Annotated in this window: 25 protein-coding genes; 12 read left to right on the top strand and 13 right to left on the bottom strand. The window is 66.0% G+C overall.

Annotation, left to right across the window (positions count from 1 at the left end; translation table 11 throughout):
- Positions 1-55 precede the first annotated feature (55 nt).
- A complete protein-coding gene (locus VFB18_RS02535; RefSeq protein ID WP_324970752.1) occupies positions 56-328 on the bottom strand; it encodes an accessory factor UbiK family protein in 273 nt (90 codons plus the stop codon).
- Between the two features lie 114 nt (positions 329-442).
- Here VFB18_RS02535 and lgt point away from each other — a divergent pair, with 114 nt between their 5' ends.
- The 5 genes from lgt to VFB18_RS02510 all read left to right on the top strand — a co-directional run bounded on the left by lgt (position 443) and on the right by VFB18_RS02510 (position 5332).
- Positions 443-1270: a prolipoprotein diacylglyceryl transferase gene (gene lgt, locus VFB18_RS02530; RefSeq protein ID WP_324970749.1), complete on the top strand. Its 828-nt coding sequence runs from the start codon at positions 443-445 to the stop codon at positions 1268-1270.
- Positions 1270-2370 carry a class I SAM-dependent methyltransferase gene (locus VFB18_RS02525; RefSeq protein WP_324970747.1) on the top strand — a complete coding sequence of 367 codons (1101 nt, stop codon included), beginning with the start codon at positions 1270-1272 and terminating at the stop codon, positions 2368-2370. The genes lgt and VFB18_RS02525 overlap by 1 nt, the downstream gene beginning before the upstream one ends.
- A 21-nt stretch (positions 2371-2391) precedes the next feature.
- On the top strand, positions 2392-3177 hold the full coding sequence (gene pgeF / locus VFB18_RS02520) for a peptidoglycan editing factor PgeF (protein WP_324970745.1): 786 nt from the start codon (positions 2392-2394) through the stop codon (positions 3175-3177).
- A 209-nt stretch (positions 3178-3386) separates the two neighbouring features.
- Complete coding sequence (locus tag VFB18_RS02515) at positions 3387-4280, top strand: hypothetical protein (RefSeq protein WP_324970743.1); 894 nt, start codon at positions 3387-3389, stop codon at positions 4278-4280.
- 119 nt (positions 4281-4399) lie between these two features.
- Entirely contained in the window at positions 4400-5332 is a 933-nt protein-coding gene (locus tag VFB18_RS02510) for a ribose-phosphate pyrophosphokinase (RefSeq protein WP_324970741.1), read from the top strand.
- Positions 5333-5352: 20 nt separating this feature from the next.
- Here the strand turns inward: VFB18_RS02510 and VFB18_RS02505 are convergent, their stop codons facing one another.
- A complete protein-coding gene (locus VFB18_RS02505) occupies positions 5353-6279 on the bottom strand; it encodes an NADP-dependent oxidoreductase (protein WP_324970739.1) in 927 nt (308 codons plus the stop codon).
- Between the two features lie 85 nt (positions 6280-6364).
- Complete coding sequence (locus VFB18_RS02500) at positions 6365-6580, bottom strand: dodecin family protein (protein WP_324970737.1); 216 nt, start codon at positions 6578-6580, stop codon at positions 6365-6367.
- 196 nt (positions 6581-6776) lie between these two features.
- Between VFB18_RS02500 and VFB18_RS02495 the strand changes: the two genes are divergently transcribed.
- From VFB18_RS02495 to ychF, 4 genes are all read left to right on the top strand, one after another.
- Entirely contained in the window at positions 6777-7211 is a 435-nt protein-coding gene (locus VFB18_RS02495; protein WP_324970735.1) for a heme-binding protein, read from the top strand.
- 146 nt (positions 7212-7357) lie between these two features.
- Complete coding sequence (locus tag VFB18_RS02490) at positions 7358-8050, top strand: 50S ribosomal protein L25/general stress protein Ctc (protein ID WP_324970733.1); 693 nt, start codon at positions 7358-7360, stop codon at positions 8048-8050.
- Positions 8051-8116: 66 nt separating this feature from the next.
- On the top strand, positions 8117-8836 hold the full coding sequence (gene pth, locus VFB18_RS02485; RefSeq protein ID WP_324970731.1) for an aminoacyl-tRNA hydrolase: 720 nt from the start codon (positions 8117-8119) through the stop codon (positions 8834-8836).
- A gap of 165 nt (positions 8837-9001) precedes the next feature.
- On the top strand, positions 9002-10099 hold the full coding sequence (gene ychF / locus VFB18_RS02480; RefSeq protein WP_324970729.1) for a redox-regulated ATPase YchF: 1098 nt from the start codon (positions 9002-9004) through the stop codon (positions 10097-10099).
- Positions 10100-10157: 58 nt separating this feature from the next.
- On the opposite strand, the gene VFB18_RS02475 is transcribed toward ychF, so the two are convergent.
- The 5 genes from VFB18_RS02475 to VFB18_RS02455 form a co-directional block, all read right to left on the bottom strand.
- Entirely contained in the window at positions 10158-10370 is a 213-nt protein-coding gene (locus tag VFB18_RS02475; protein WP_324970728.1) for a hypothetical protein, read from the bottom strand.
- Positions 10371-10619: 249 nt separating this feature from the next.
- On the bottom strand, positions 10620-10772 hold the full coding sequence (locus VFB18_RS02470) for a hypothetical protein (RefSeq protein WP_324970726.1): 153 nt from the start codon (positions 10770-10772) through the stop codon (positions 10620-10622).
- A gap of 118 nt (positions 10773-10890) precedes the next feature.
- Positions 10891-11607: a DUF502 domain-containing protein gene (locus VFB18_RS02465; protein ID WP_324970723.1), complete on the bottom strand. Its 717-nt coding sequence runs from the start codon at positions 11605-11607 to the stop codon at positions 10891-10893.
- An 85-nt stretch (positions 11608-11692) separates the two neighbouring features.
- Positions 11693-12934, bottom strand: coding sequence for a methyl-accepting chemotaxis protein (locus VFB18_RS02460; protein WP_324970722.1), 1242 nt, complete (start codon positions 12932-12934; stop codon positions 11693-11695).
- Positions 12935-13129: 195 nt separating this feature from the next.
- Positions 13130-15175, bottom strand: a complete 2046-nt coding sequence (locus VFB18_RS02455; RefSeq protein ID WP_324970720.1) for a bifunctional aldolase/short-chain dehydrogenase — start codon at positions 15173-15175, stop codon at positions 13130-13132.
- Between the two features lie 186 nt (positions 15176-15361).
- Between VFB18_RS02455 and VFB18_RS02450 the strand changes: the two genes are divergently transcribed.
- Entirely contained in the window at positions 15362-15640 is a 279-nt protein-coding gene (locus VFB18_RS02450) for a hypothetical protein (protein ID WP_324970718.1), read from the top strand.
- 7 nt (positions 15641-15647) lie between these two features.
- On the opposite strand, the gene VFB18_RS02445 is transcribed toward VFB18_RS02450, so the two are convergent.
- From VFB18_RS02445 to VFB18_RS02430, 4 genes are all read right to left on the bottom strand, one after another.
- Entirely contained in the window at positions 15648-16631 is a 984-nt protein-coding gene (locus VFB18_RS02445) for a virginiamycin B lyase family protein (RefSeq protein WP_324970716.1), read from the bottom strand.
- Positions 16632-16669: 38 nt separating this feature from the next.
- Positions 16670-17944, bottom strand: coding sequence for an MgtC/SapB family protein (locus VFB18_RS02440; protein WP_324970714.1), 1275 nt, complete (start codon positions 17942-17944; stop codon positions 16670-16672).
- A 223-nt stretch (positions 17945-18167) separates the two neighbouring features.
- Complete coding sequence (mtnA, locus tag VFB18_RS02435; RefSeq protein WP_324970712.1) at positions 18168-19271, bottom strand: S-methyl-5-thioribose-1-phosphate isomerase; 1104 nt, start codon at positions 19269-19271, stop codon at positions 18168-18170.
- 9 nt (positions 19272-19280) lie between these two features.
- Positions 19281-19820: an adenine phosphoribosyltransferase gene (locus VFB18_RS02430; protein ID WP_324970820.1), complete on the bottom strand. Its 540-nt coding sequence runs from the start codon at positions 19818-19820 to the stop codon at positions 19281-19283.
- Positions 19821-19954: 134 nt separating this feature from the next.
- Between VFB18_RS02430 and VFB18_RS02425 the strand changes: the two genes are divergently transcribed.
- Together VFB18_RS02425 and VFB18_RS02420 are read left to right on the top strand one after the other, a co-directional pair.
- Positions 19955-20191, top strand: a complete 237-nt coding sequence (locus VFB18_RS02425) for a hypothetical protein (protein WP_324970710.1) — start codon at positions 19955-19957, stop codon at positions 20189-20191.
- Positions 20192-20260: 69 nt separating this feature from the next.
- Complete coding sequence (locus tag VFB18_RS02420; RefSeq protein WP_324970708.1) at positions 20261-20455, top strand: hypothetical protein; 195 nt, start codon at positions 20261-20263, stop codon at positions 20453-20455.
- Between the two features lie 6 nt (positions 20456-20461).
- On the opposite strand, the gene VFB18_RS02415 is transcribed toward VFB18_RS02420, so the two are convergent.
- Complete coding sequence (locus VFB18_RS02415; RefSeq protein WP_324970706.1) at positions 20462-21340, bottom strand: S-methyl-5'-thioadenosine phosphorylase; 879 nt, start codon at positions 21338-21340, stop codon at positions 20462-20464.
- Positions 21341-21344 lie beyond the last annotated feature (4 nt).

Genomic DNA, 21344 nt, shown 5'->3' with positions numbered 1-21344 from the left:
CCTCGCTTCGAGTCCGTTCGACAGACGTACCAGTCAAGCAAAGATTGCCCGTCAGCTAATGGCCGTCGCTCGCCAGACCTTTCACGATCGCGGCTTCGAGCGCGGCGATGCGCGCCTTCAACGCCTCGTTCTCCTCGCGCGCCTTTTGCGCCATGGCCTTGACCGCCTCGAACTCCTCGCGCTGCACCACGTCAAGATCGCGCAATACGCGCTCGGCCTGGGCGCGGACCACGCCCTCGATTTCCTTGCGCACGCCGTCGGCCGCGCCCGCGGCGTCGGTGATGAGCCTGCCGAGCTCGTCGAAGAACCGCCCAGTGGTCTGCGTCATGCGCCGACTATGGGATGCCGAGCCTCGAGACGCAAGGGAGCGGCGTTCGGCGCCTTGACAGTGAGGCATGGTCGGTAAAGGGTCCGCCCGTCGCCAAGCCTTAGGCCCCGACCGATGGACCTCCTCGTCATCCCCTACCCCGTGATCGATCCCGTCGCGCTCCAGATCGGTCCGGTCTCGATCCGCTGGTACGGGCTCGCCTACATGGCCGGCATCCTGTGCGGCTGGCTGTACGGGCGCTACCTCGTCTCGCGCGATGCGCTGTGGGGCGGCAAGTCGCCGATGACCGTCACCCAGGCCGATGACTTTCTATTATGGATCACGCTTGGCATCGTCGTCGGCGGCAGGCTCGGCTTCGTGCTGTTCTACGAGCCGAGCTTCTTCTGGCACAACCCCTCGGAGATCCCGGCCGTGTGGAACGGCGGCATGTCCTTTCATGGCGGGCTGCTCGGCGTCGTGCTCGCGGTCTATGTCTTCTCGCGCGTGAAGGGCATCAATCCGCTCTCGCTCGGCGACGTGGCCTCCGCCGCCACCCCGTTTGGGCTGTTCTTCGGCCGCATCGCCAATTTCATCAACGCCGAGGTGGTCGGGCGCGTCACCGACGTGCCTTGGGCCATGGTGTTCCCGGGGACCGGCGACCAGCCGCGCCACCCGAGCCAGCTCTACGAGGCTTTTCTCGAGGGCATCGTGCTGTGGATCATCTTGCGCATCGCCACCCACCGCTATCACGCGCTCGAGCGGCCCGGCACCGTGTTCGGCCTGTTCCTCATCTTCTACGGCATCTTCCGCAGCGTCGTTGAGGAGTTCGCGCGCGAGCCGCATGCCGGGCACCCGATGGATGTCGGCATCTTCACGCCAGGCATCGTCTATTCCATCCCCATGGTCCTGATCGGCGCCTGGCTCATCTGGCGCGCGAGGCGGAAGCCCGCGCTCGCCTCGTGATGAGCGCGTTCGCTCGCCCGGCATCCGCGCCCCTTGCGGTACGGCTTCATGAGCGCATCGCCCGCGAGGGACCAATCAGCGTCGCCGACTACATGGACGCCTGCCTCACCGACGCGCGCGGGGGCTACTACACCTCGCGCCAGCCGATCGGAGCGTCGGGCGATTTCATCACGGCGCCGGAGATCAGCCAGATTTTCGGGGAGCTGATCGGGCTCTGGGCAGCCTGCGTGTGGCAGGCAATGGGCGCGCCAACGTCGGTCATCGTTGCCGAGTTCGGTCCCGGCCGCGGCACCCTTCTCGCCGACGCGATGCGTGCCTGGCGGAGCGCGAAAGCCTTCGCTGACAGCGTTTCGCTCGCGCTCATCGAAAGAAGCCAGGTGCTCCGCGAGACGCAAAAGGAAACGCTAAGGGGCGCCAGCCAGCCGATCCGCTGGCACGAGACGCTCGACGCTGTGCCGCGCGGGCTCCCGCTCATCGTCATCGCCAACGAATTTCTCGATGCGCTGCCCGTGCGCCAGTTCGTGCGCCGGAAAGGGGTCTGGCGCGAGCGGTGCGTCGGCTTGAACGCGGGCGGCCGCCTCGCCTTTACCGAGGGCAGCACAGTTGATGACGGCACCCTCCCCGAAGCGCCCGAGGGCGCCATCATCGAGAGGCGTCCCGCGACGGGTCGCCTCCTCGCATCTCTCGCCGCGCGAGCGAAGGAGGCTCCGCTTACCGCCCTTTTCATCGATTACGGCCACGAGCGGAGCGGCCTGGGCGATACGCTCCAAGCGGTGCGCCATCACCGCTACGCCGACCCGCTTGCCGCTCCGGGCGAGACCGACCTCACCGCCCACGTCGATTTTGCCGCCTTGAAGCGAGAGGCGGAAGCGCTTGGGCTCAAGGCCTATGGGCCCATGCCGCAGGGCGAGTTCCTGATACGGCTTGGGCTGCTCGAGCGACGCGACCGGCTTATCGCGGCGGCGCGGCCCGAGCAGCGGGAGTTGATCTCTTCGGGCGCCGCGCGGCTCGCCGATCCGAGCCGGATGGGTGTTCTGTTCAAAGTGCTCGCGCTTGCAAGCGATGGGCTTGCCACGCCGCCGCCCTTCGGGGAAATTTAGAGCGTTCGCTCTCGCCGGCCCATGGTTACGCCCGACAAGATGAGACTGTGCGCCTCGCCCCTTGCCGCCATCGGCGGGGTCTCACACGGTTTCTTTACCCGCCAGGGCGGCGTTTCGACCGGGATCTTCGCCTCGCTTAATTGCGGGCCAGGCTCGGGCGACGAGCCGGCGAGTGTTCAGGAGAACCGCGCCCGCGTCGCCGAGATCCTGGGCGCCAAACCGAGCCATTTGCTCACGGTCTCGCAAAAGCACAGCGCCGCCGCGGTGGCCGTCAAGGCGCCGTGGGCGGCAGGGAAGATTCCGGAGGCCGACGCCATCGTCACCTCGACGCCGGGACTTGCCATCGGCGTGCTCACCGCCGACTGCGCGCCGGTGCTGTTTTGCGACGGCGAGGCGCGCGTCATCGGTGCGGCTCATGCCGGCTGGCGCGGCGCGCTGTCAGGCATCGTCGAGGCGACGATGAAGGCCATGCAGAAGCTCGGCGCCGAGCCCGAGCGAACGGTTGCCGCGATCGGACCGGCGATCTCGCAGAAGGCCTATGAGGTCGGCACCGACTACCGCGATAAATTCGTGGCCGAGGAGCCGGAGAGCACCCCCTTCTTCGCCCTCGACGAGGGCTCCGGCGAACCGCATTTCGACCTGCCGGGCTACGTGGCCGAGCGGCTGAGACGGGCAGGCGTGGGCACCATTCTCGATCTCGGCCTGTGCACGTATTGCGACGAATCCAGGCTATTCAGCTACCGCCGGTCCCAGCACCACGGCGAGACGGATTACGGCCGTCAAATTTCCGCCATCCTGCTTACCTGAGTTGGCGTTCACTATAGGTCGCAAGGGCCCCAGGCCTGGCCCACTCAAGACCTGGACGCGAGCGGGCCGAGGCGGGTAAGCTATTGTTTACGAGAGGGTTGGGAGTCCCGCCACGACGGCTCCGTCGCGAGCGGTGCTGTGCGGCCAACAGAGGGAGAATTTTGTTGGGCGCGGACTCAACGCACTTGCGCGGCCATCTAAGACACGTCGTGTCAGCCGCCCTTGCCGTCCTGGCACTCGTGTGCCTGACCGGCTGCGGCGGCGGCCCGAGCACGAGCAGCTTCTTCTCGAGCGCAAGCAGCCTGTTCTCGAGATCGACGAAAATCTCCCTTGCGCCCATCGTCGGCGCCCCGCAGGCGGTCGCCGACCAATTCACCCAGGCCTTGGTCGATGCCGGCAAGGACCGCCGCCTCACCATCGTGCCGGGCGGCAGCGGAGATTACACGTTGCGCGGCTACCTGCTCGCCTCGTCCGAGAAGGGCGGCTCGAAAATCTCCTACATCTTCGACGTGACGGACGCCTCCGGCGGCCGCGTGTCGCGCGTTTCGGGCGACGAGCTGATCCCTGGCCGCGTTGCCGACCCGTGGGAGGCGGTGAACGGCACTGTGCTCAACTCGATCGCCGGCAAGACCACCTCGCAGGTGGCGGCATCCTTGCCGCATGGCAGCGCCGCCCCGGTCGCCGCCGTGTCGGAAGGGACTCCTGCCGCGACCGCTTCGACGGCGCCTGCACCCGCCGCGCTGCCCAAGGCAAACGGCGTGCTCGTGGCGCCCGTCGCAGGCGCCCCCGGCGACGGCCAGCGATCGCTCACCACCGCGCTCAAGAAGCGCCTCTATGCCGGCGGCATCAAGCTCGCCAACGGCGTGACCGAAAACGTCTACATGGTTAAGGGCACCGTCGTCCTGTCGGACGCGGCCGGCGGCAAGCAGAGCATCCGCATCGACTGGCTCGTGCTCGACCCGAGCGGCAAGAGGCTCGGCACCGTTTCGCAGCAGAACACCATCCCGCGCGGCTCTCTGAACGGACCTTGGGGCGCCGTCGCCGACGCCGCGGCGGGCGCCGCCGCCGACGGCATCATCAAGCTTCTGCCCAGGTCGAGCTGATCCACAGCCTTTCGGCACCACGCGAGTTTACAGCGCCCCCAAGCCCTTGTTAAAAGCCGGGCGTGATGCAGAAACCGTCCGCTCTTGCTCTTGGCGCCGAAGGGTCGAGGAGCGATCGAATGAAGCTGGTCGCCGGCAACAGCAATCGGCCCCTCGCCGAGGCCATCGCGACCTACCTCAACACGCCGCTCGCCAAATGCGTCGTGCGGCGCTTCGCGGACATGGAGATCTTCGTCGAGGTGCAGGAGAACGTCCGCGGCGAGGACGTGTTCGTCATCCAGTCGACCTCCTTCCCCGCCAACGATCACCTGATGGAGCTTCTTATCATCATCGATGCGCTGAAGCGCGCATCGGCGAAGCGGGTGACCGCAGTGGTTCCCTATTTCGGCTACGCGCGCCAGGACCGGAAGCCTGGTCCCCGCACCCCGATCTCGGCCAAGCTCGTCGCCAACATGATCGTGCGTGCGGGCGCCGACCGCGTGCTCACCCTCGACCTCCATGCCGGACAGATCCAGGGCTTCTTCGACATCCCGACCGACAATCTGTTCGCCGCACCGGTCATGGTGCAGGATATCAAGCAGGTGTTCGACACCAACAACCTGATGGTGGTGTCGCCCGACGTGGGCGGCGTGGTTCGTGCCCGGGGACTTGCCAAGCGCATCGACGCTCCGCTCGCCATCGTCGACAAGCGCCGCGAGCGTCCCGGCGATTCCGAGGTGATGAACGTCATCGGCAACGTGAAGGGGCGCACCTGCATCATGGTCGACGATATCGTCGATTCGGGCGGCACTCTGGTGAATGCGGCCGAGGCCTTGCTCGATCACGGCGCGACCTCGGTTAGCGCCTACATCACCCACGGCGTGCTGTCGGGTGGCGCGGTCGCCCGCATCATGGCGTCGCGGCTCAAGGAGCTCGTCATCACCGACTCGATCCTGCCGAGCGAGGCGGTCAAGAACGCTCACAACATCCGCGTGCTCCCGATCGCCCCTCTGCTCGGCGAGGCGATCGCGCGCACCGCCGAGGAACGCTCGGTCTCGAGCCTGTTCTACTAGGCTCGACGCCGACCCGTTCCTCAGCTCTCGATCACGATCTTGCCGCGGGGTTTCGGCCTGATCCCCTCCAGCATCTCATGCGCCACACGGAGCTGTTCGAGCGGCAGCACCGGGCCCACCTCGACGTTGAGTTTGCCCTCATCGACGAGACTCGCGATCTTGGCGAGCGTCGGCGTGTCGACATCGACCTGCATGAATCCCGCCCGCACCGAGCGCTTCTCGGCTTCCTGCGCGTTCGGCTTCGACACCGACGAGATCAGCCGCCCGCCGGGTCTCAGCACGGCAAAGGACCGCCGCTGCACGCCGCCGCCGACCGTATCGATGGCGACGTCGATGCCCTTGAGCGTCTCGTCGAAGCGCTCGGCGCGGAAGTCGATGACCTTGTCGGCGCCGAGCGCCTTCACCTTGTCGATATCAGCAGCCGCGGCGGTTGCGATCACACGCGCGCCGGCGAGGCGGGCGAATTGCACGGCATAGGAACCGACATTGCCGGCCGCCCCCTGCACCAGCACCGTTTCGCCGGCAGCGAGCTCCGCGTGATCGAACAGCATCTGCCAAGCGGTCACGGCGACGACCGGCATGGACGCTGCGTAAAGATAGGTGAGCACGCGCGGTTTCAACGCGATCATCGCGGTTGACGCCACGGCGTACTCGGCGTTGGCGCCGGTGAAGCGGGCATTGGTCACCCCGAACACTTCCTGGCCAGGCGTGAAGGCGATCACCGAGGGCCCGACCGCCTCGACGACGCCGGCGATCTCGGCGCCGAGCGTGAGCGGAAGCGGCTGCGGCAGGACGCTCGCTCCGGACCTGATATAGGTGTCCCACAGTCCCGCGCCCGACGCGGCGACCTTGACCAGGACCTCGCCGAATCTCGGGACGGGCACCTCGACATCCTCGAAGACGATGACCTCCGGGGGGCCGTAGAGATGGATGCGGTTTGCCTTCATTCCCTACGTGTCGCAGGTGGTGGTTTCAGCCCCGTCATCGGCAATGACGAGCGCAAGCGGGCGGGCGCCCTCGCTTCTATGCCGCTCAGCGCGATCCTTCATACTTGAACGAGACCTTGAGCTTGGCGCGGTAGGCCTCGACCTTGCCGTCGGTGATGACGAGATCCTGCGCCACGACCTCCGCCACGCGGAGATCGCGCAAGTGCTCCCCGGTCAGCTCGACCGCGTTCTTGGCCGCCTCTTCCCAGGATTTCGGGCTCGTGCCGATAATCTCGATCACCTTGTAGACGCTCTGCGTCATGTGCTCCTCCTTCCACGGTCTGACCCTGCGACACCTTCGGGGCTTGGTTCCCCGGCATGGGTCTCCCATATGAAGCCATCCTACGCCGAAAGAGTCGCGTTGTGTCGCGACCAAAGCGATCTTTGGGCGTTTACGTTTCCGCCTGCCTTGCGGGCTATGCCTAGCCCATCCCCCACCAACGAGGAGTGTTAAGCCCATGCACGTCAATTTGGAGAATGCCGAGAAGGCGATCGAGGCCGCCCGCAAGAAGGCGGTCGAGCTCAAGACGCAAATGTGCATCGCCGTGGTCGATTCCGGCGCCAACCTCAAGGCCTTCTTGCGCATGGACGACGCCTGGGTGGGCTCGATCGACATCGCCATCAAGAAGGCCAAGACCGCCGTGTTCTTCGGCATGGCCACGGGTCAGCTCGGCAAGCTGTCCCAGCCCGGCAAGCCGCTCTACGGCATCGAGCACTCGAACGAGGGCCTGATCACCTTCCCCGGCGGCCTCCCCATTGTCGACGACGACGGCGTGCTCGTCGGCGCCATCGGCGTCTCCGGGAGCTCCGTGGAGAACGACCACAAAGTGGCCGAGGCGGGCGTCAAGGTGCTCGGCGTGAGCGAGTTGCCGGAGCACCCCTGGCGCACTTGATTGCTTAGCTTTAGCGGATTGTCAGGCCTATGGCTTAGGCGCTATAAGCCAGTCCGAATTCGCTGCGGGCGGCACCTTAAGGCGCCTGCCCGCCCGTGCGGGGCCGTTTTCCGGCCCCTCATTATTTCTAGCTCTGGAGCCCTGAAATGGCTGAAACGATCGAACTCAAGGCATGGGGGCGTGCGCGCTCCGGCAAAGGCGGGGCGAGAGCCACGCGCCGCGAGGGCCGCATCCCCGGCACCCTTTATGGCGACAAAAAGGAGCCCGAGAACATCGCCGTCGACTATCGCGCCATCTCCCAACAGCTCCATACGGGCCACTTCCAGAGCACCATCTTCACTCTCGACGTCGAGGGCAAAAAGACGCGCGTGATCCCGCGCGGCGTGCAGCTCGATCCCATCCGCGACTTCCCCATCCATGTCGATTTCATGCGCGTCGGCAAGGATGCCCTCGTCAACGTCGACGTGCCGGTGCGCTTTCTGAACGAAGCGGCTTCGCCTGGCCTGAAGCGCGGCGGCGTGCTCAACGTCGTGCGCCACGAGATCCCCGTGCGCTGCCCGGCCGATGCCATCCCCGACCATTTCGACGTCGATCTGACCGGGCTCGAGATCGGCGACTCGGTGCATATCTCGGCCATCGCCCTGCCGGAGGGCGTGCGCCCAACCATCACCGAGCGCGACTTCACCGTGGCAACCATCGTCGGCCGGTCGGCTGAAGAGCCGGTGCCCGGAGCCGCCGCCGCCGAGGCCGCCGCCGTTCCCGCCGAGGGCGCTGCCGCTGCCCCCGCCGAGGGTGCCGCCGCCGAGAAGGAGAAGCCCAAGGAAGAGAAGAAGAAGTAGCTTCTTTTCTCCCGCTCGGGCGGTTGCTAGCCTTCGCCCCCGTGCCTTGGCTCAGGATAACTTGCGATGAAGCTCTTCGTCGGCCTCGGCAATCCCGGGGGGCAATACGCCTTCAACCGTCACAACGTGGGCTTCATGGCGATCGATGCCATCGCCGCCACGCATGACTTTCCCGCCTGGCGCAAACGCTTCTCGGCCCTCGTCGCCGAAGGCAGGCCCGGAAAGGAGCAGGTTCTCCTGCTCAAGCCGCAGACCTTCATGAACGAGTCGGGGCGCGCCGTCGGCGAGGCGGTGCGCTTCTATAAGCTCGATCTCGGCGACGTGGTCGTGTTCCATGACGAGCTCGATCTCGCGCCCGGCAAAGTGAGGGTCAAGACCGGCGGAGGCGTCGCCGGGCATAACGGGCTGAAATCGCTCACCGCCCATCTCGGCAACGACTATGTGCGCGTGCGCATCGGCATCGGCCATCCCGGATCGAAGGATCTCGTGACCGGCTACGTGCTGCGTGACTTCGCCAAACCGGAGCATGAATGGCTCGAGCCCCTGCTCGGCGCCATCGCCGAGAACGCGCCCTATCTCGCCGAAGGGGCCAACGACAAGTTTCAGTCGCGTGTGGCGCATGCCATGCAATCGGAGCCCGATGAGGCCGAGAAACCCGCGCCGCGCAAGAAGGCTGAGCCGCGTAAGAAAGCCGAGCCGCGCGCTAAAGAGAGCGAAGCCGAGGCTAAGAGCGAGGCGCCGCAGGGGACGCTCGCGAGCAAGCTCCGCCGCTGGCTCGGCTCTTGACAGTCGGGAACGGGCGTCGCTCTCCCCCTCTCCCCTGTGGGGAAGGGGGTCGGGGTGAGGGGAGACCGGTCTCGGTCGCCCTTGAATCCCCCTCACCCGGCGCACTATGTGCGCCGACCTCTCCCCGCAGGGCGAAGGTTAGTCACGGAATGATGGATTGAGACCATGGGATTCAAATGCGGGATCGTCGGCCTGCCAAATGTCGGCAAGTCCACCCTGTTCAACGCGCTGACGCAGAGCGCGGCGGCGCAAGCCGCCAACTACCCGTTCTGCACCATCGAGCCGAACGTCGGCGACGTGCCCGTCCCCGACCCGAGACTCGAAGCGCTCGCGGCCATCGCCAAGTCGGCGCAGATCGTGCCGACCCGCCTCACCTTTGTCGACATCGCCGGGCTCGTGCGCGGGGCTTCCAAGGGCGAAGGGCTCGGCAACCAGTTCCTCGCCCACATCCGTGAGGTGGATGCCATCGCCTATGTGTTGCGCTGCTTCGAGGACAGCGATGTGGTGCATGTCGAGGGCCGCGTCGATCCGATCGCCGACGCCGAGACCATCGAGACCGAGCTGATGCTGGCCGACCTCGAGAGCCTCGAGCGGCGCGTGCCGATCCTCGAGAAGAAGATCAGAGGTCAAGACAAAGAGGCGAAGCAGACGCTCGCCCTGCTCGAGCGGGCGCTCGTCCTGTTGCGCGACGGAAAGCCTGCTCGGCTTGCCGCGGTGAGCGAGGACGAGCAGGCCGCCTTCAAAAGCCTCGGTCTCCTCACCTCGAAACCCGTGCTCTATGTGTGCAACGTCGACGAAGCCTCCGCCGCGGCCGGCAACCTTCACTCGGCGCGGGTCGAGGCTCTCGCCCAGGCCGAAGGCGCCGGCTGCATCGTCATCTCGGCCAAGATCGAGGCCGAACTCGCCGAGCTTCCCCCCGAAGAGCGCAAGACCTATCTCGCCGAGCTCGGGCTTAAAGAACCTGGGCTCAACCGCCTCATCCGGGAAGGCTACAAGCTCCTTGGCCTCATCACCTATTTCACCGCCGGCCCCAAGGAGGCGCGCGCCTGGACGGTAACCCAAGGCACCCGCGCCCCGCAGGCCGCGGGCGTCATCCACACCGATTTCGAGAAGGGCTTCATCCGCGCCGAGACCATCGCTTATGACGATTACGTCGCCCTCTCCGGCGAGGCCGGTGCGCGCGACGCCGGCAAGCTCAGATTGGAAGGCAAGGATTACGTAGTGAAGGACGGCGACGTCCTCCATTTCCGCTTCGCGAACTGAGCCTGGGCGAAAAGGGGCCGGCTTAGCGGCCCCTTCCGCGAACGGATCGAACGATAGGCTACTTGCACTCCGTCATCTTGGCCATGGCTGCCTTGGCCTCAGCCTCCGAAGTGAACTTGCCCATCATCTTGTACTTTTTCGCATCCGTGGGTTCGGTGGTCATAACCTCACATCCGCCGCCGCCAACCCTTAGGGCAACGTAATAGTCCGCGGCGAGCGCGGGGGTGGCGAACGCTACGATCAGGCCGGCTGCTACGAGGTACTTTTTCATGGCGTTCCTCCTTGGCCAATCGACAGACGATTGGCGTCGGGAGAACGCGGCCCTGTCTCGACCCGTTCCCGTCGCTGCCCAATAAATGTCGTGCCGAGAGGCTTGGGCTCGGCTGGCCGGCACTTTTCACGCGGCGCCTGGGCGTATTCGCTCCCCCGCGCGGGAGTTTGGCGTCTTTAGGACGTGACGCCCAAAGAAATCGGCGGCGGGCTCTGTCGCCCGCCGCCTTCGTCACATCGAGAGAGGGATTTACGGCTTCGAGCAGGTCTTCGTCGCATCGTCCCACTTCATCTTCGCCTTCTCGCAGGCCGCCTTGGTCTTCGGCGCGGCCGCATAGGAGGCAGCGGGAACAACGCTCACTGCCAGGCCCAAAGCCATCAGGGTCAGAATGATTTTCTTCATGATCGCATCTCCTCCGTGAGACTACCGTGCTGGTAGCAAGAGATTCGATAGTGCAAAAATTCTCGCGAGCCCCTGAGACGAACCATCGCTGAGGCCAAGTATCCCTGGGGCAAAATGCCTAATCGGCAGGCGGCGCGTGAGGCTCTTTGCGCCGGGTTCTCTTCGCCCTGGCGGGCTTCTCCGCCGTCCCTTCAGAGGCGGGCAGCGCCGCGGGCGAGGTCACGCCCATCGACACATAGACGTTCATCAGCCGCTCGACGCCGCCTTCGGCCGGCTTGACCCATTCGGCGGGAACATAGATCAGAGCGCCGCCGAAGGGCACCGGCGCCGACGGCACGAGCACGCCGAGATAGGAGCGATCGCCGATCGCGACGGGCTGATGCGAGGGCATCAGCGCGAGCACCGCCGCGCTTCCTTCGCCGCCGAAGAAGCACCACACCGGGCTCATGCTCTTGAGGTCGCCCTGATCGCCGCGATCGACGATGGCGACGAACCGCTTCGACAGGTCGTAGATGTTGGAGACGAGCGGGATGCGCGCCATCAGCCAGTCGAAGCTGCCGGAGATCAACGAGCGCAAGCCCGACTCGACGAGAAGTCCGAGCACGAAGATCGCGCCGAGGATGATGGCAAGCCCGAGCAGGTATGCTGCGGTCGACGACGGCTCGATGTTGAGCCCGATCGCGCTGCCGAGCGCGGTGATCATCCGGCCGATGAAGCTGCCGGGGCCGGCATAGCTTGCGACCAGCGCGCCGACCCAGGCAGTGACGAACACCGTTACGGCGATCGGCAGAAGCGCGAGCACGCCCGCAAGAAACGTGCGCAAGATACGGGCCAAAGCGTGTTCTCCCCACGACCGCCGAATTCAGGGAAGCTTCGCCCGCAAGCCGCGCTTCCGTCAACCTTAAGGCCCCCTGGCGGGATCAGCTGACGCGCTTCAATTGATCGGCGGCGGCCACCTGACGCAGGAAATTCTCGACCGTGTGGCGGAGCTGCTCGGCCTGGCGCGACAGGTCGCGGGAGACTTGCAGCATCTGCGTCGCCGACTGGCTCGTCTCGTCGACGGCCTTGGTGACGCCCGGCATATGCGCGACCACGTCCTCGGTGCCGCGCGCGGCCTGGCGGACGCTGTGCGAGATCTCGGAGGTCGCCGCCGATTGCTGCTGCACGGCGCCTGCGATCTCCTGGGTGTTGCGGTTGACCTCGCCCATGGTGGTGACGATCGACTGCATGGCGTCGACCGCGCTGTTGGTCGAGGTCTGAATGGCGGCGATCTGCTGCTTGATGTCGTCGGTCGCCTTGGCGGTCTGATCGGCGAGCGTCTTCACCTCGCTCGCCACCACGGCGAAGCCCCTGCCCGCCTCGCCCGCCCGCGCCGCCTCGATGGTGGCGTTGAGCGCGAGCAGATTGGTCTGGGCGGCGACGTCCTGGATCAGGCTCACCACGTCGCCGATCCTCTGCGCGGCGGTGGCGAGGCCTTCGACCTTGAGATTGGCGGTGCGCGCGTTCTCGGTCACCTGGCTCACGATGCGGCTCGCGGTCGCGACCCGCGTGCCGATCTCGCCCACCGAGACGGCAAGCTCCTCGGCCGTGGCGGCCACGGTCTGCACGTTGGCGGAAGCCTCGTCGGAGGCCGACGCCACCACCCCGACCCGCTCGTTGGTGTCGCTCGCAAGCGTCGAGAGAGCGCGCGCCGTCTCGTCCATCTGCCGCGCGCTGTCGGCGAAGGCGCCGAGGATGCCGGCGATCGAGCCGCGGAACTGGTGGATCAGCTCCTCGGTGCGCTGCTGCGAGGCGAGCCGGCCCTGAATTTGGCTGTCCTGCTCGCTCTTGTGGCTCTCGCTCCATCTGATGGCATCGGCCTGGAATGCCTTGAGCGCCTTGGCGACAAGGCCCACCTCGTCGGGCCGGTCGACGTGCGGCACCGTGCCGTCCATGTCCCATTTGATGAAGCGCAGGATCACGCCGTTGAGGTCGCTGAGTGCTTCGGCGATCGGGGCGCCGAACATGTAGCCGAAGCCCCAGCCGAGGCCTCCTGCGATGACGAGCGCAATCAAGGCGGCAAGTGCCGTGCCCTGGATGGTGAGCGCAAGCGCAAACGACACCACCACCGCCATAACCGCGGTTGCCGTGAAAGCGAGCGCGATTTTCAAGCGCAGAGCCATGGGATTTCTCTCGAATCGTGAGGACGCGCGAAGTGCCCCTCGCCGCCCGACGCGCCCCAGCAACGAGCGAATCTTGCGCGCGAAGTCGTGCCGCCAAGACTCTCTGGTTGTGGTTAAAACTCTCTTAGGAGCGCCCGCAATTTGGGAAAATTCGCGCTCCCCTTGCGCCTAATGCCCGGCCCAAGACCGGGCATCCTATCGCAGCGCGGCGGCGATGTTGCCGCCATCGACCGTCTCGATATGGCCGGTGGTCTTGCGCGCGACCGCGAGCTGGACGAAGGCTTGCGCCACGTCCTCGGCAAGCACCTCGCGGTTGAGCAGGTTTCCGGCCATATACTCGGCCTCCGATACGCCGCGCGCCTTGGCCCGTGCGGCGATCATCGCGTCGGTCAGGAGCCCGCTGCGCACCCGGTCGGCATTGACGCCGTTCGAGCGGATGCCGTCTTGGCCGTAGTCGAGCGCGTATTGGCGCATCAACAGCATGGTGGCGGCCTTCGGCAGCCCGTAGGGACCGAAATTGGCGCCGGGGTTCACCGCCTGCTTCGAGATGTTGAACAGAAGCACCCCGCCGGTGCCCTGCTTCAGCATGATACGCACCGCCTCCTTGGCCACGGTCTGATGGGCGAAGAAGTTGAGCTCGAAGCTCTTGCGCAGAAGATCGTCAGTGACCTCGCCGATCCGCCCCTGCCAGGCAGCTCCGGCATTTGACACGAGGATGTCGACCCCGCCGAAGCGCTCGCAGACAAGGGCAAAGGCCGCCCTGACCTGCTCGGGCTTGGTCACGTCGGCTTCGATGCCGAGACCTTTGACGGCGGCGGCCGCCTTCGTCGCCGCCTCCCCGTCGATGTCGAGGATGGCGACGGCGGCGCCTTGCGCGGCAAGCGCCTTGGCGGTGGCGGCGCCGATCGCTCCGGCGCCCGTGATGAGCGCCACTTGGCCGGTGAGCGGCTTGACCACGGCGCCTTTGAGCTTCGCCTGCTCGAGGCTCCAATATTCGAGCGCAAACAGATCGCTCTCGGGCAGCGGCTCATAGCGGCCGATGGCCTCGGCCTCGGTCACCACCTTGACCGTGTTCTCGGCAAGATCGGCGGCGATCGATGCGTCCTTTGCCGTGCGACCGAGCCCGAACAGGCCGACGCCCGGGACGAGCACCACGCGCGGCGCGCTGTCGAGCTTGGTCTTGGTGTTGCCGACGGCCGCGTTCTCGCGAGCGAAATACCAATCGTAGTCGGCGATGAACTTGGCCACTGCCTCACGCAGCGCGCGGGCAAAGTCCTCGAGCTTGCCGGCCTCAGGCGGCGGCACGACGAGCGGCTTGTTCTTGGTGCGGATGATATGGTCCGGTGTCACCACGCCGCGCTGGCTGTAGGAGGCAAGCTCCGCCCCGTTCACATAAGCGAGGATCTCCGGCGCAGTGCGAAAATCGGTGACGAAGCGAATTGGCTCCTCGCCCTCCTTTTTGATCGCGCAGGCGCCGCGGATGAGGGGCGCGATCTCGGCCGCAGAGGCGATCGCACTCGGGATCTGGCGGGACTGGAACACCACCGGCCGGCCCTGGCGAAGCCGGCTCTCGGCGAGCGACACCATCTCGATCATGCGCTCATAGGCCTCGCGCGCGGTCTCCCCGAAGGTGAAGATGCCGTGCTTGTGCAGGATCAGGCCCTCGACGTCGGGCTTCTGCTCGAACACCTCGGCCGCCGCCTTGGCAAGGCCGAAGCCCGGCGCGATGTAGGGCACAATGCCCATGCGCCCGTCATAGACCTCGCGCGCAAGCGCCTCCCCGTCCGGCTGATCGACGAGCGAGAGGACCGAGGCGGCGTGCGTATGGTCCACGAATTTGTGGGGCAGGAACGCATGGAGCAACGTCTCGACCGAAGGGTTGGGCGCGGTCGAATCGAGCAGATTGAGCCGCTGAAAATTGACCATGGCCTCGTCGGAGAGCGCATCGAGCGTGCGCAGCTCGCGCAACGGGGCGAGCTTCACCGCCGGCAATCCCCATGGCTCGATGTCGGCCATGTCGGCGCCCGAGCCCTTGACCGCAATCACCTCATGCTCCTGACCGAGGTCGTCGCGGGCGCGCGTCTTGACCGAGGTGTTTCCGCCGCCGTGCAGCACGAGCAGCGGATCGCGCCCCAAGAGGCGCGTGGTGTAGACCCTGAGCGCGATATCGGGGCCGATCCCTTTCGCGCCGTAGCTTGCGACCATTTGTCCGGCCGCGTCGTCGTCCCATTGGCTTTGCATGGCGCGCGTTGTTGCAGAGATGACCTTTAACTTCAAGCATCGAGCGCCCATCTTCTTGCCGAAAGCCGCAACCTTCTTCGGGGCCTCAAGAAATGGTCTCGTTTCCGCCACGCTTCCTTACCGATTTGCAACATATTTCCCCGTACGCTCCGAGGCTTACGGGGTTTGTCGCAGTGAGGGAGTAAAGTGGGCAGATTCCGCGATCCCTATCGGCCCGAGCGCCACTATATGCGCGGGCCAGGCCCGAAATGGCACGAGAAGCATCGTGCGGCCTTTCGCGCGGCGGCGAGCGTCCAGCCCAAGGACGAGACGGAACGCGAGATCCTCTTTCAGACAGCGCAATTGGCCAAGACCGCCAAGGCTTCCGGCGGAAAGCACGATCTCCGCTATGCGCTGTGGATCGTGCCGCTGACCGTGGCTGCGCTGATCGGGGCCGTTGCCGTGGCCGCGGCCTTCGCCGCCTAAGGGCCGCCTAATCTTTTGCCTTCAGTTCGCCGGTGCGGATCACCACAAGGCGATCGGTGCCGGACTCCGCGCCCCACACTTCGCCTTTGCGCCCATTGAGCTGGCGGACGGCGGCGCCGTCCCTGTCGCTCGGGAAGCTTGCGAAGCGTTTCGTCTCGGGATCTAACTCCAGAATGGCGTTGGCGGCGAAATCGCTGACCCACACCTTGTCGTCGCCATCGACATAGACCGCGTAGGCATGCGGCGCGGCTCCCGGGAGCTTAAAGACCTCCCAGCTTGCCGAGGCAGGGTCGTAAACGCTGACATTGCCCGCGTTCCACTCGCTCACCCAGAGCCGGCCCTTCTTGTCGGACCAAACGCGCCTTGTGCCGACGCCTGGCGACTTGGGCTCGATCACGGTGGTCGCGCCGGTGTCGAGATCCGGCCTGCCGAGGAAGGAGCCCGCGAGCGACACATAGTAGATCGCGCCTTCGGGCGTGGCGGTGATGCCGTAGGGCCCCACGCCTTTCGGCGCGTCCCAGACCTCAATCTCCCCGCTTCTCGGATCGAGCCGGCCATAAATGCCGGACTGGCCGGTGAACCACACCCGATCGCGGCGGTCGAAGGCGAGCGTATTCAGGTTTGCGTTCTCGCCTGCCTTGGGCAGCGGCCAAGTCTTCACTTCGCGCGAGGCCGGATCGACTCGGACGATGGCATTGAGGCCACTATCGGTGACCCACGCCGCGCCGTCCGGGCCGATAATGACACCATGCGGCGCCGAGCCCTCGCCCAGCGGGATGCGGTCGACCTCGCCGGTCCGCGGATCGAGCCTTCCGAGCACGCCCGAGCGCTGGCCTGTGTACCAAACGGTCCCGTCGGGCGCCGGCGCGACATCGTGCGGGTGGTCGCCCTTCGGCACGTCGAAATATTGGACCTCCGCCCCGAAGGCCGGCGAGGCAAACGCCAGGAGCGGCAGGATGAGACGGGCGACGGCCAAGCGCTTCCACTGCATAAACCTTAGCTAGTGTCTCGGCCTCAAGGTATGAAGGTCTAGACGAGGAGGGCCGCAGCAAGGCCCGCCGCCAGCGTAAGCGCGGTCGCGATCAAGAGCTTCTTGCCCAGCTCTTGCCCGCCGAGCACGAAGGCCATCCCACACTTCACGATTGTGTTGGAAAGCGACGCGATGACGATGGCGATGACGGCGACTCTCGCCTCGCCGCTTTGCGCGAATTCCGACATCGACAGCGTGATCGCATCGACGTCGGTGAGCCCTGCGAGCCCCGCGACCGCGTAGAGCCCGCTCGGCGGGAAATGCTCCTGCACGATCTTGACCGCGACCAGCACCACGGCGAAGAGCGCGCCAAATTTTGCCGCTTCGACCAGGCTGAACGGGTTCTTGACCTCGACCTTGCCCTTTAGGCGCTCGCCATCGACGCTCCCGTCACGAAAATAAAGAAAGGCCGCGTAAGCGCCAACGGCGACAGCCATGACCGCAAACGGAACGAGGACCTGAGCGAGCAGAGTGCGGTTCACCACGGCCACGAGCACAATGACGCGCAGGAACATGACGGCCCAGGAAAGCAGAATGCCACAAGCGAGCGCCGCCGAGTTCTCCGGCTTGTCCCGCGCCTCCTTGGCGAATGACAGCGTGACGGCGGTCGACGAGACGAGGCCGCCGGTAAGTCCCGTGAGCGCCGTGCCCCGCGCCGGTCCGAGCCACCGCGTCAGCACGTAGCCGACAAGCGACAGGCTCGAGATCAGGATCACGAGCAGCCAGAGCTTGTAGGGGTTGAGCGCGCCCCACGGGTCGATCGGCTTATCGGGCAGGAGGGGAAGCGCGATGAAGGTCGCGATGAGGAGCCGCAAGCCTGCAAACACGTCGTCCCAGCCGAGCTTCTCCACGAAACCGTGCAGCGGCTGCTTGTAGGCGAGCACGGCGGCGGTGATCACGCCGAGCCCGATGGCGAGCTCGCGATGGCCGAACATGACGAGCGCCCCGAGCAGGAAGACGACCAGTGCGGCAACCTCGGTGGTCAGCCCCTTGCCGTCCTGACTGACCCTCGCTGTGGAGAGATAGCCGACAACGACAAAGGCGCCGACGACGACGAGCGCGGCGGCAAGGATCCACGGAGAGGAGAGGTTCTTCGCGAGATAGCCCGAGGCTGCGCCGACGAGCCCGAGCAGGGTGAAGGTGCGCAGGCCCGCGATGTGCTCGGTGTCCGACTCCTCCATCTTGCGCTTCTCGCGCTCGATGCCGACGAGTGCGCCAAGCAGGATGGCGACGGCGAAGTCGCCCGCGACCGCGATCAGATCTTCCTGCTCCATCCGACTTTCCTTCCCGAATCCTGCCAGCATCCTATTCCCCTCTCCCCCCGTGGGAGAGGGCTTTCCGCCGCAATCTTGCGCGCGAGCTTGCCGCAAGTCGCATGGTGGTAAAGGCGAGAGATGAATCTTTATCTTGACGCCGCTTCGGGGCTTACCCCTCACCGCGCGCTAGCGGCTCTCCTACAAGGGGAAGCGTCATCAGGCTCGACTACACGATGCCCGGCTACGCCGCTTGGCCTTTGCGGTGCTCAGGGTAGAGGGTGATGAGCCCGTCGCGGGTCGCAGGCGTCACCCCGCGTTCGGTGATGAAGCCGGTGACGAGCCGCGCCGGCGTCACGTCGAAGCCGAAATTGGCGGCCGGGCTCGCTTCCGGCGCGATCAGCACGCTCGCAATCGACCCGTCGGGCAGCCTGCCCGAGACGTGGGTGACCTCGCTCGCATCGCGCTCCTCGATGGGAATGGTGCTGCCGGCATCGAGGCTCCAATCGATCGTCGAATAGGGCAGCGCCACGAAGAACGGGATGTCGTTGTCGCGCGCGGCGAGCGCCTTGAGATAGGTGCCGATCTTGTTGGCGACGTCGCCGGTTGCCGTGGTGCGGTCGGTGCCGACGATGCAGAGATCGACCTTTTTCTTCTGCATCAGATGGCCGCCGGTATTGTCGGCGATCAACGTATGCGGCACACCATGCGCGCCGAGTTCGAAGGCGGTGAGCGAGGCGCCTTGGTTGCGCGGGCGCGTCTCGTCCACCCACACATGGACATCGATGCCCTCATCGTAAGCGCGGTAAATGGGCGCGAGCGCCGTGCCCCAATCGACGCAGGCAAGCCATCCGGCATTGCAGTGGGTCAGGATGTTGACGCGTTTGCCGCCCTTCTTCTCGGCGTGCGCGCGAATGATCCCGAGCCCATGCTCGCCGATCTTGCGGTTGGTCTCGACGTCCTCGTCGCAGATCTGCGCCGCCCGCGCATAGGCCGCGGCGACGCGCGCCTCGCGCGGCTGGTTGCGCACGGCCTTTTGCATCTCGTCGAGCGCCCAGCGGAGATTGATGGCGGTCGGCCGCGTGGCGGCAAGCCTCTCGCAAGCGTGGTCGAGCCCCTCGTCGGACGGGTTGGCGCGGAGCGCGAGGGCGACCCCGTAGGCGGCGGTCGCCCCGATCAGCGGGGCGCCACGGACCTGCATCGATTTGATCGCGTGTGCGGCATCGTCGAGGGTACGGAGCTGAACCGTCTCGAAGCGGTGCGGCAGCTTGGTCTGGTCGATGATCCCGACCGTCTCGCCGTCCTCTTCGAGCCAGATGGTGCGGTAGTGCTTGCCGTCGATATTCATTAAGGGACTCTAGTCGCCTTCGAAGGCGATCAACGAATGACAGGCGACGCCGAGCTTGGCGAGCCGCGCCGCTCCGCCGAGATCGGGCAGATCGATGACGAAGGCGGCGCCGATCACGTCGGCCTTCAGCTTGCGCAAGAGCTTCACCGCGGCCTCGGCGGTGCCGCCGGTCGCGATCAGATCGTCGACCAGAAGCACTGGGTCGTTGGCGCCGATCGCATCCTCGTGGATCTCGATCACGTCGATCCCGTATTCGAGCTCGTAGTCCTGGCCGATCGCCTTGCCCGGCAGCTTGCCCTTCTTGCGGATCGGCACGAAGCCGCAGCGCAGGCGGTCGGCGACCGCCCCGCCCAGGATGAAGCCGCGCGCCTCGATGCCCGCGACCGCCTGCACCCGGCGATTGACGAAGGGCTGGACGAGCTGCTCGACACAGGCGCGGAAGCCGTTGGCATGACCGAGCAGCGTCGTGATATCGCGGAACATGATGCCCGGCTTCGGGTAGTCGGGTATGGTGCGCACGAGGTCCTTGAGATCGATATCGGCAGTCAGATTCATGCAGGATCTCCGCGAAATCGTCCGGCTCTCGGGCGGCGGGCGCGCCGGCCCATCGGCCCTTTGAGCCTATAGTCGAACCGGGCGCCGCTGGCTAGTCGAAGCCGCGGCGAAATGGAGGGGGCAAGGCAATGGCAGACAGCTCTGATCCGGCGGCGACCCGCGTGGTCATCCGCGACATCGACGTCCCGTTCCTCAGGATCGTGACTATTCTCGTCAAATGGTCGCTCGCGGCGATCCCCGCCATCATCATCGCCGCCATCCTCTACGGTCTCCTGTTCGCGCTGATCGCCGGGCTCGTGGGGAACGTGATCTCGGTCATCAACGCCCTGCTCCAGGCGCTCGGCGTGCCGATCCCTCCCGCTTGACGCGACCAGCAGCGGCCCTCATTTGGACGCCTTCGCCCCGTAGTCTTGAGCCTTGCTTGGAGGGGTCTCATGAATGTCATCGATCGGAGCTTCGCGGCGGAAGCCGACCGCATCGCCAAGGCGGAAGCGGCGCGGCGGAAGCGCCGCCTAAGGCTGACCGTGGCGGCCGCCCTCGCCCTCGGCATTGCGCTCATCGCTTATTATATCTGGGCGACGACGCTATGCGGCACTTGCGGCGACCCGCTGCCGCTGCCCCCTGCCTGAGGCACACTAACCGAGTTTCAGGACCCGGCCTGCGACCGCGTCGAGCTTTTTGATTAGCTCGGGGTCGCGCGCCTCGGGTGCGGTGATGATCGCCGTGTCGAGCGCGCGGTCGGAGCCGATCGGGCACGGCTCATGCTCGCGCGGGAAGTCGCGGGCGAGCCGCGCCACCAGCCGCTGTGCCTTCTCCGCGTTCGCCATCAGCACTTTGATAATGTCGTTGACCGTAACCGCATCGTGGTCGGGGTGCCAGCAGTCGAAATCGGTGACCATGGCGACGGTCGCGTAGCAGATCTCGGCCTCGCGCGCGAGCTTGGCCTCGGGCAGATTGGTCATGCCGATGACCGAATAGCCGAGTGCCTTGTAGGTCAGGCTTTCGGCGAGGGTCGAGAATTGCGGCCCCTCGATGCACACATAGGTGCCGTCGCGCACGACCGCGATGCCCTCGGCCAGCGCGGCTTCGGCGAGATGGATGCGGAGCCGCGGCGAGACGGGATGGGCCATCGACACGTGCGCCACGCAGCCTGTGCCGAAGAATGAATTCGGGCGGTGGTAGGTGCGGTCGACGAACTGATCGACGAGCACGAAGGTGCCCGGCGGCAGCTCCTCCTTGAACGAGCCGCAGGCCGAGAGCGAGACGAGGTCGGTGACGCCTGCCCGCTTCATCACGTCGATATTGGCGCGATAGTTGATATCGGTCGGCGAGAGCCTATGGCCCTTGTCGTGGCGCGACATGAAGACGATGGGGAGGCCCGCGATCTCGCCAATCCTGAGCGGCGCCGATGGCTCGCCCCATGGGCTCTTGATGCGCTCCTCGCGCACCTTCTCAAGCCCCGGCAACTCGTAAAGCCCCGAGCCGCCGATGATTCCGAGCACTGCTTTGGTCATTCTG

Source organism: Methyloceanibacter sp., assembly GCF_035650995.1.
Taxonomy (GTDB): domain Bacteria; phylum Pseudomonadota; class Alphaproteobacteria; order Rhizobiales; family Methyloligellaceae; genus Methyloceanibacter.
Note: the sequence above shows the minus strand (reverse complement) of the source record. Positions and strands in the feature narration are given on the sequence as shown.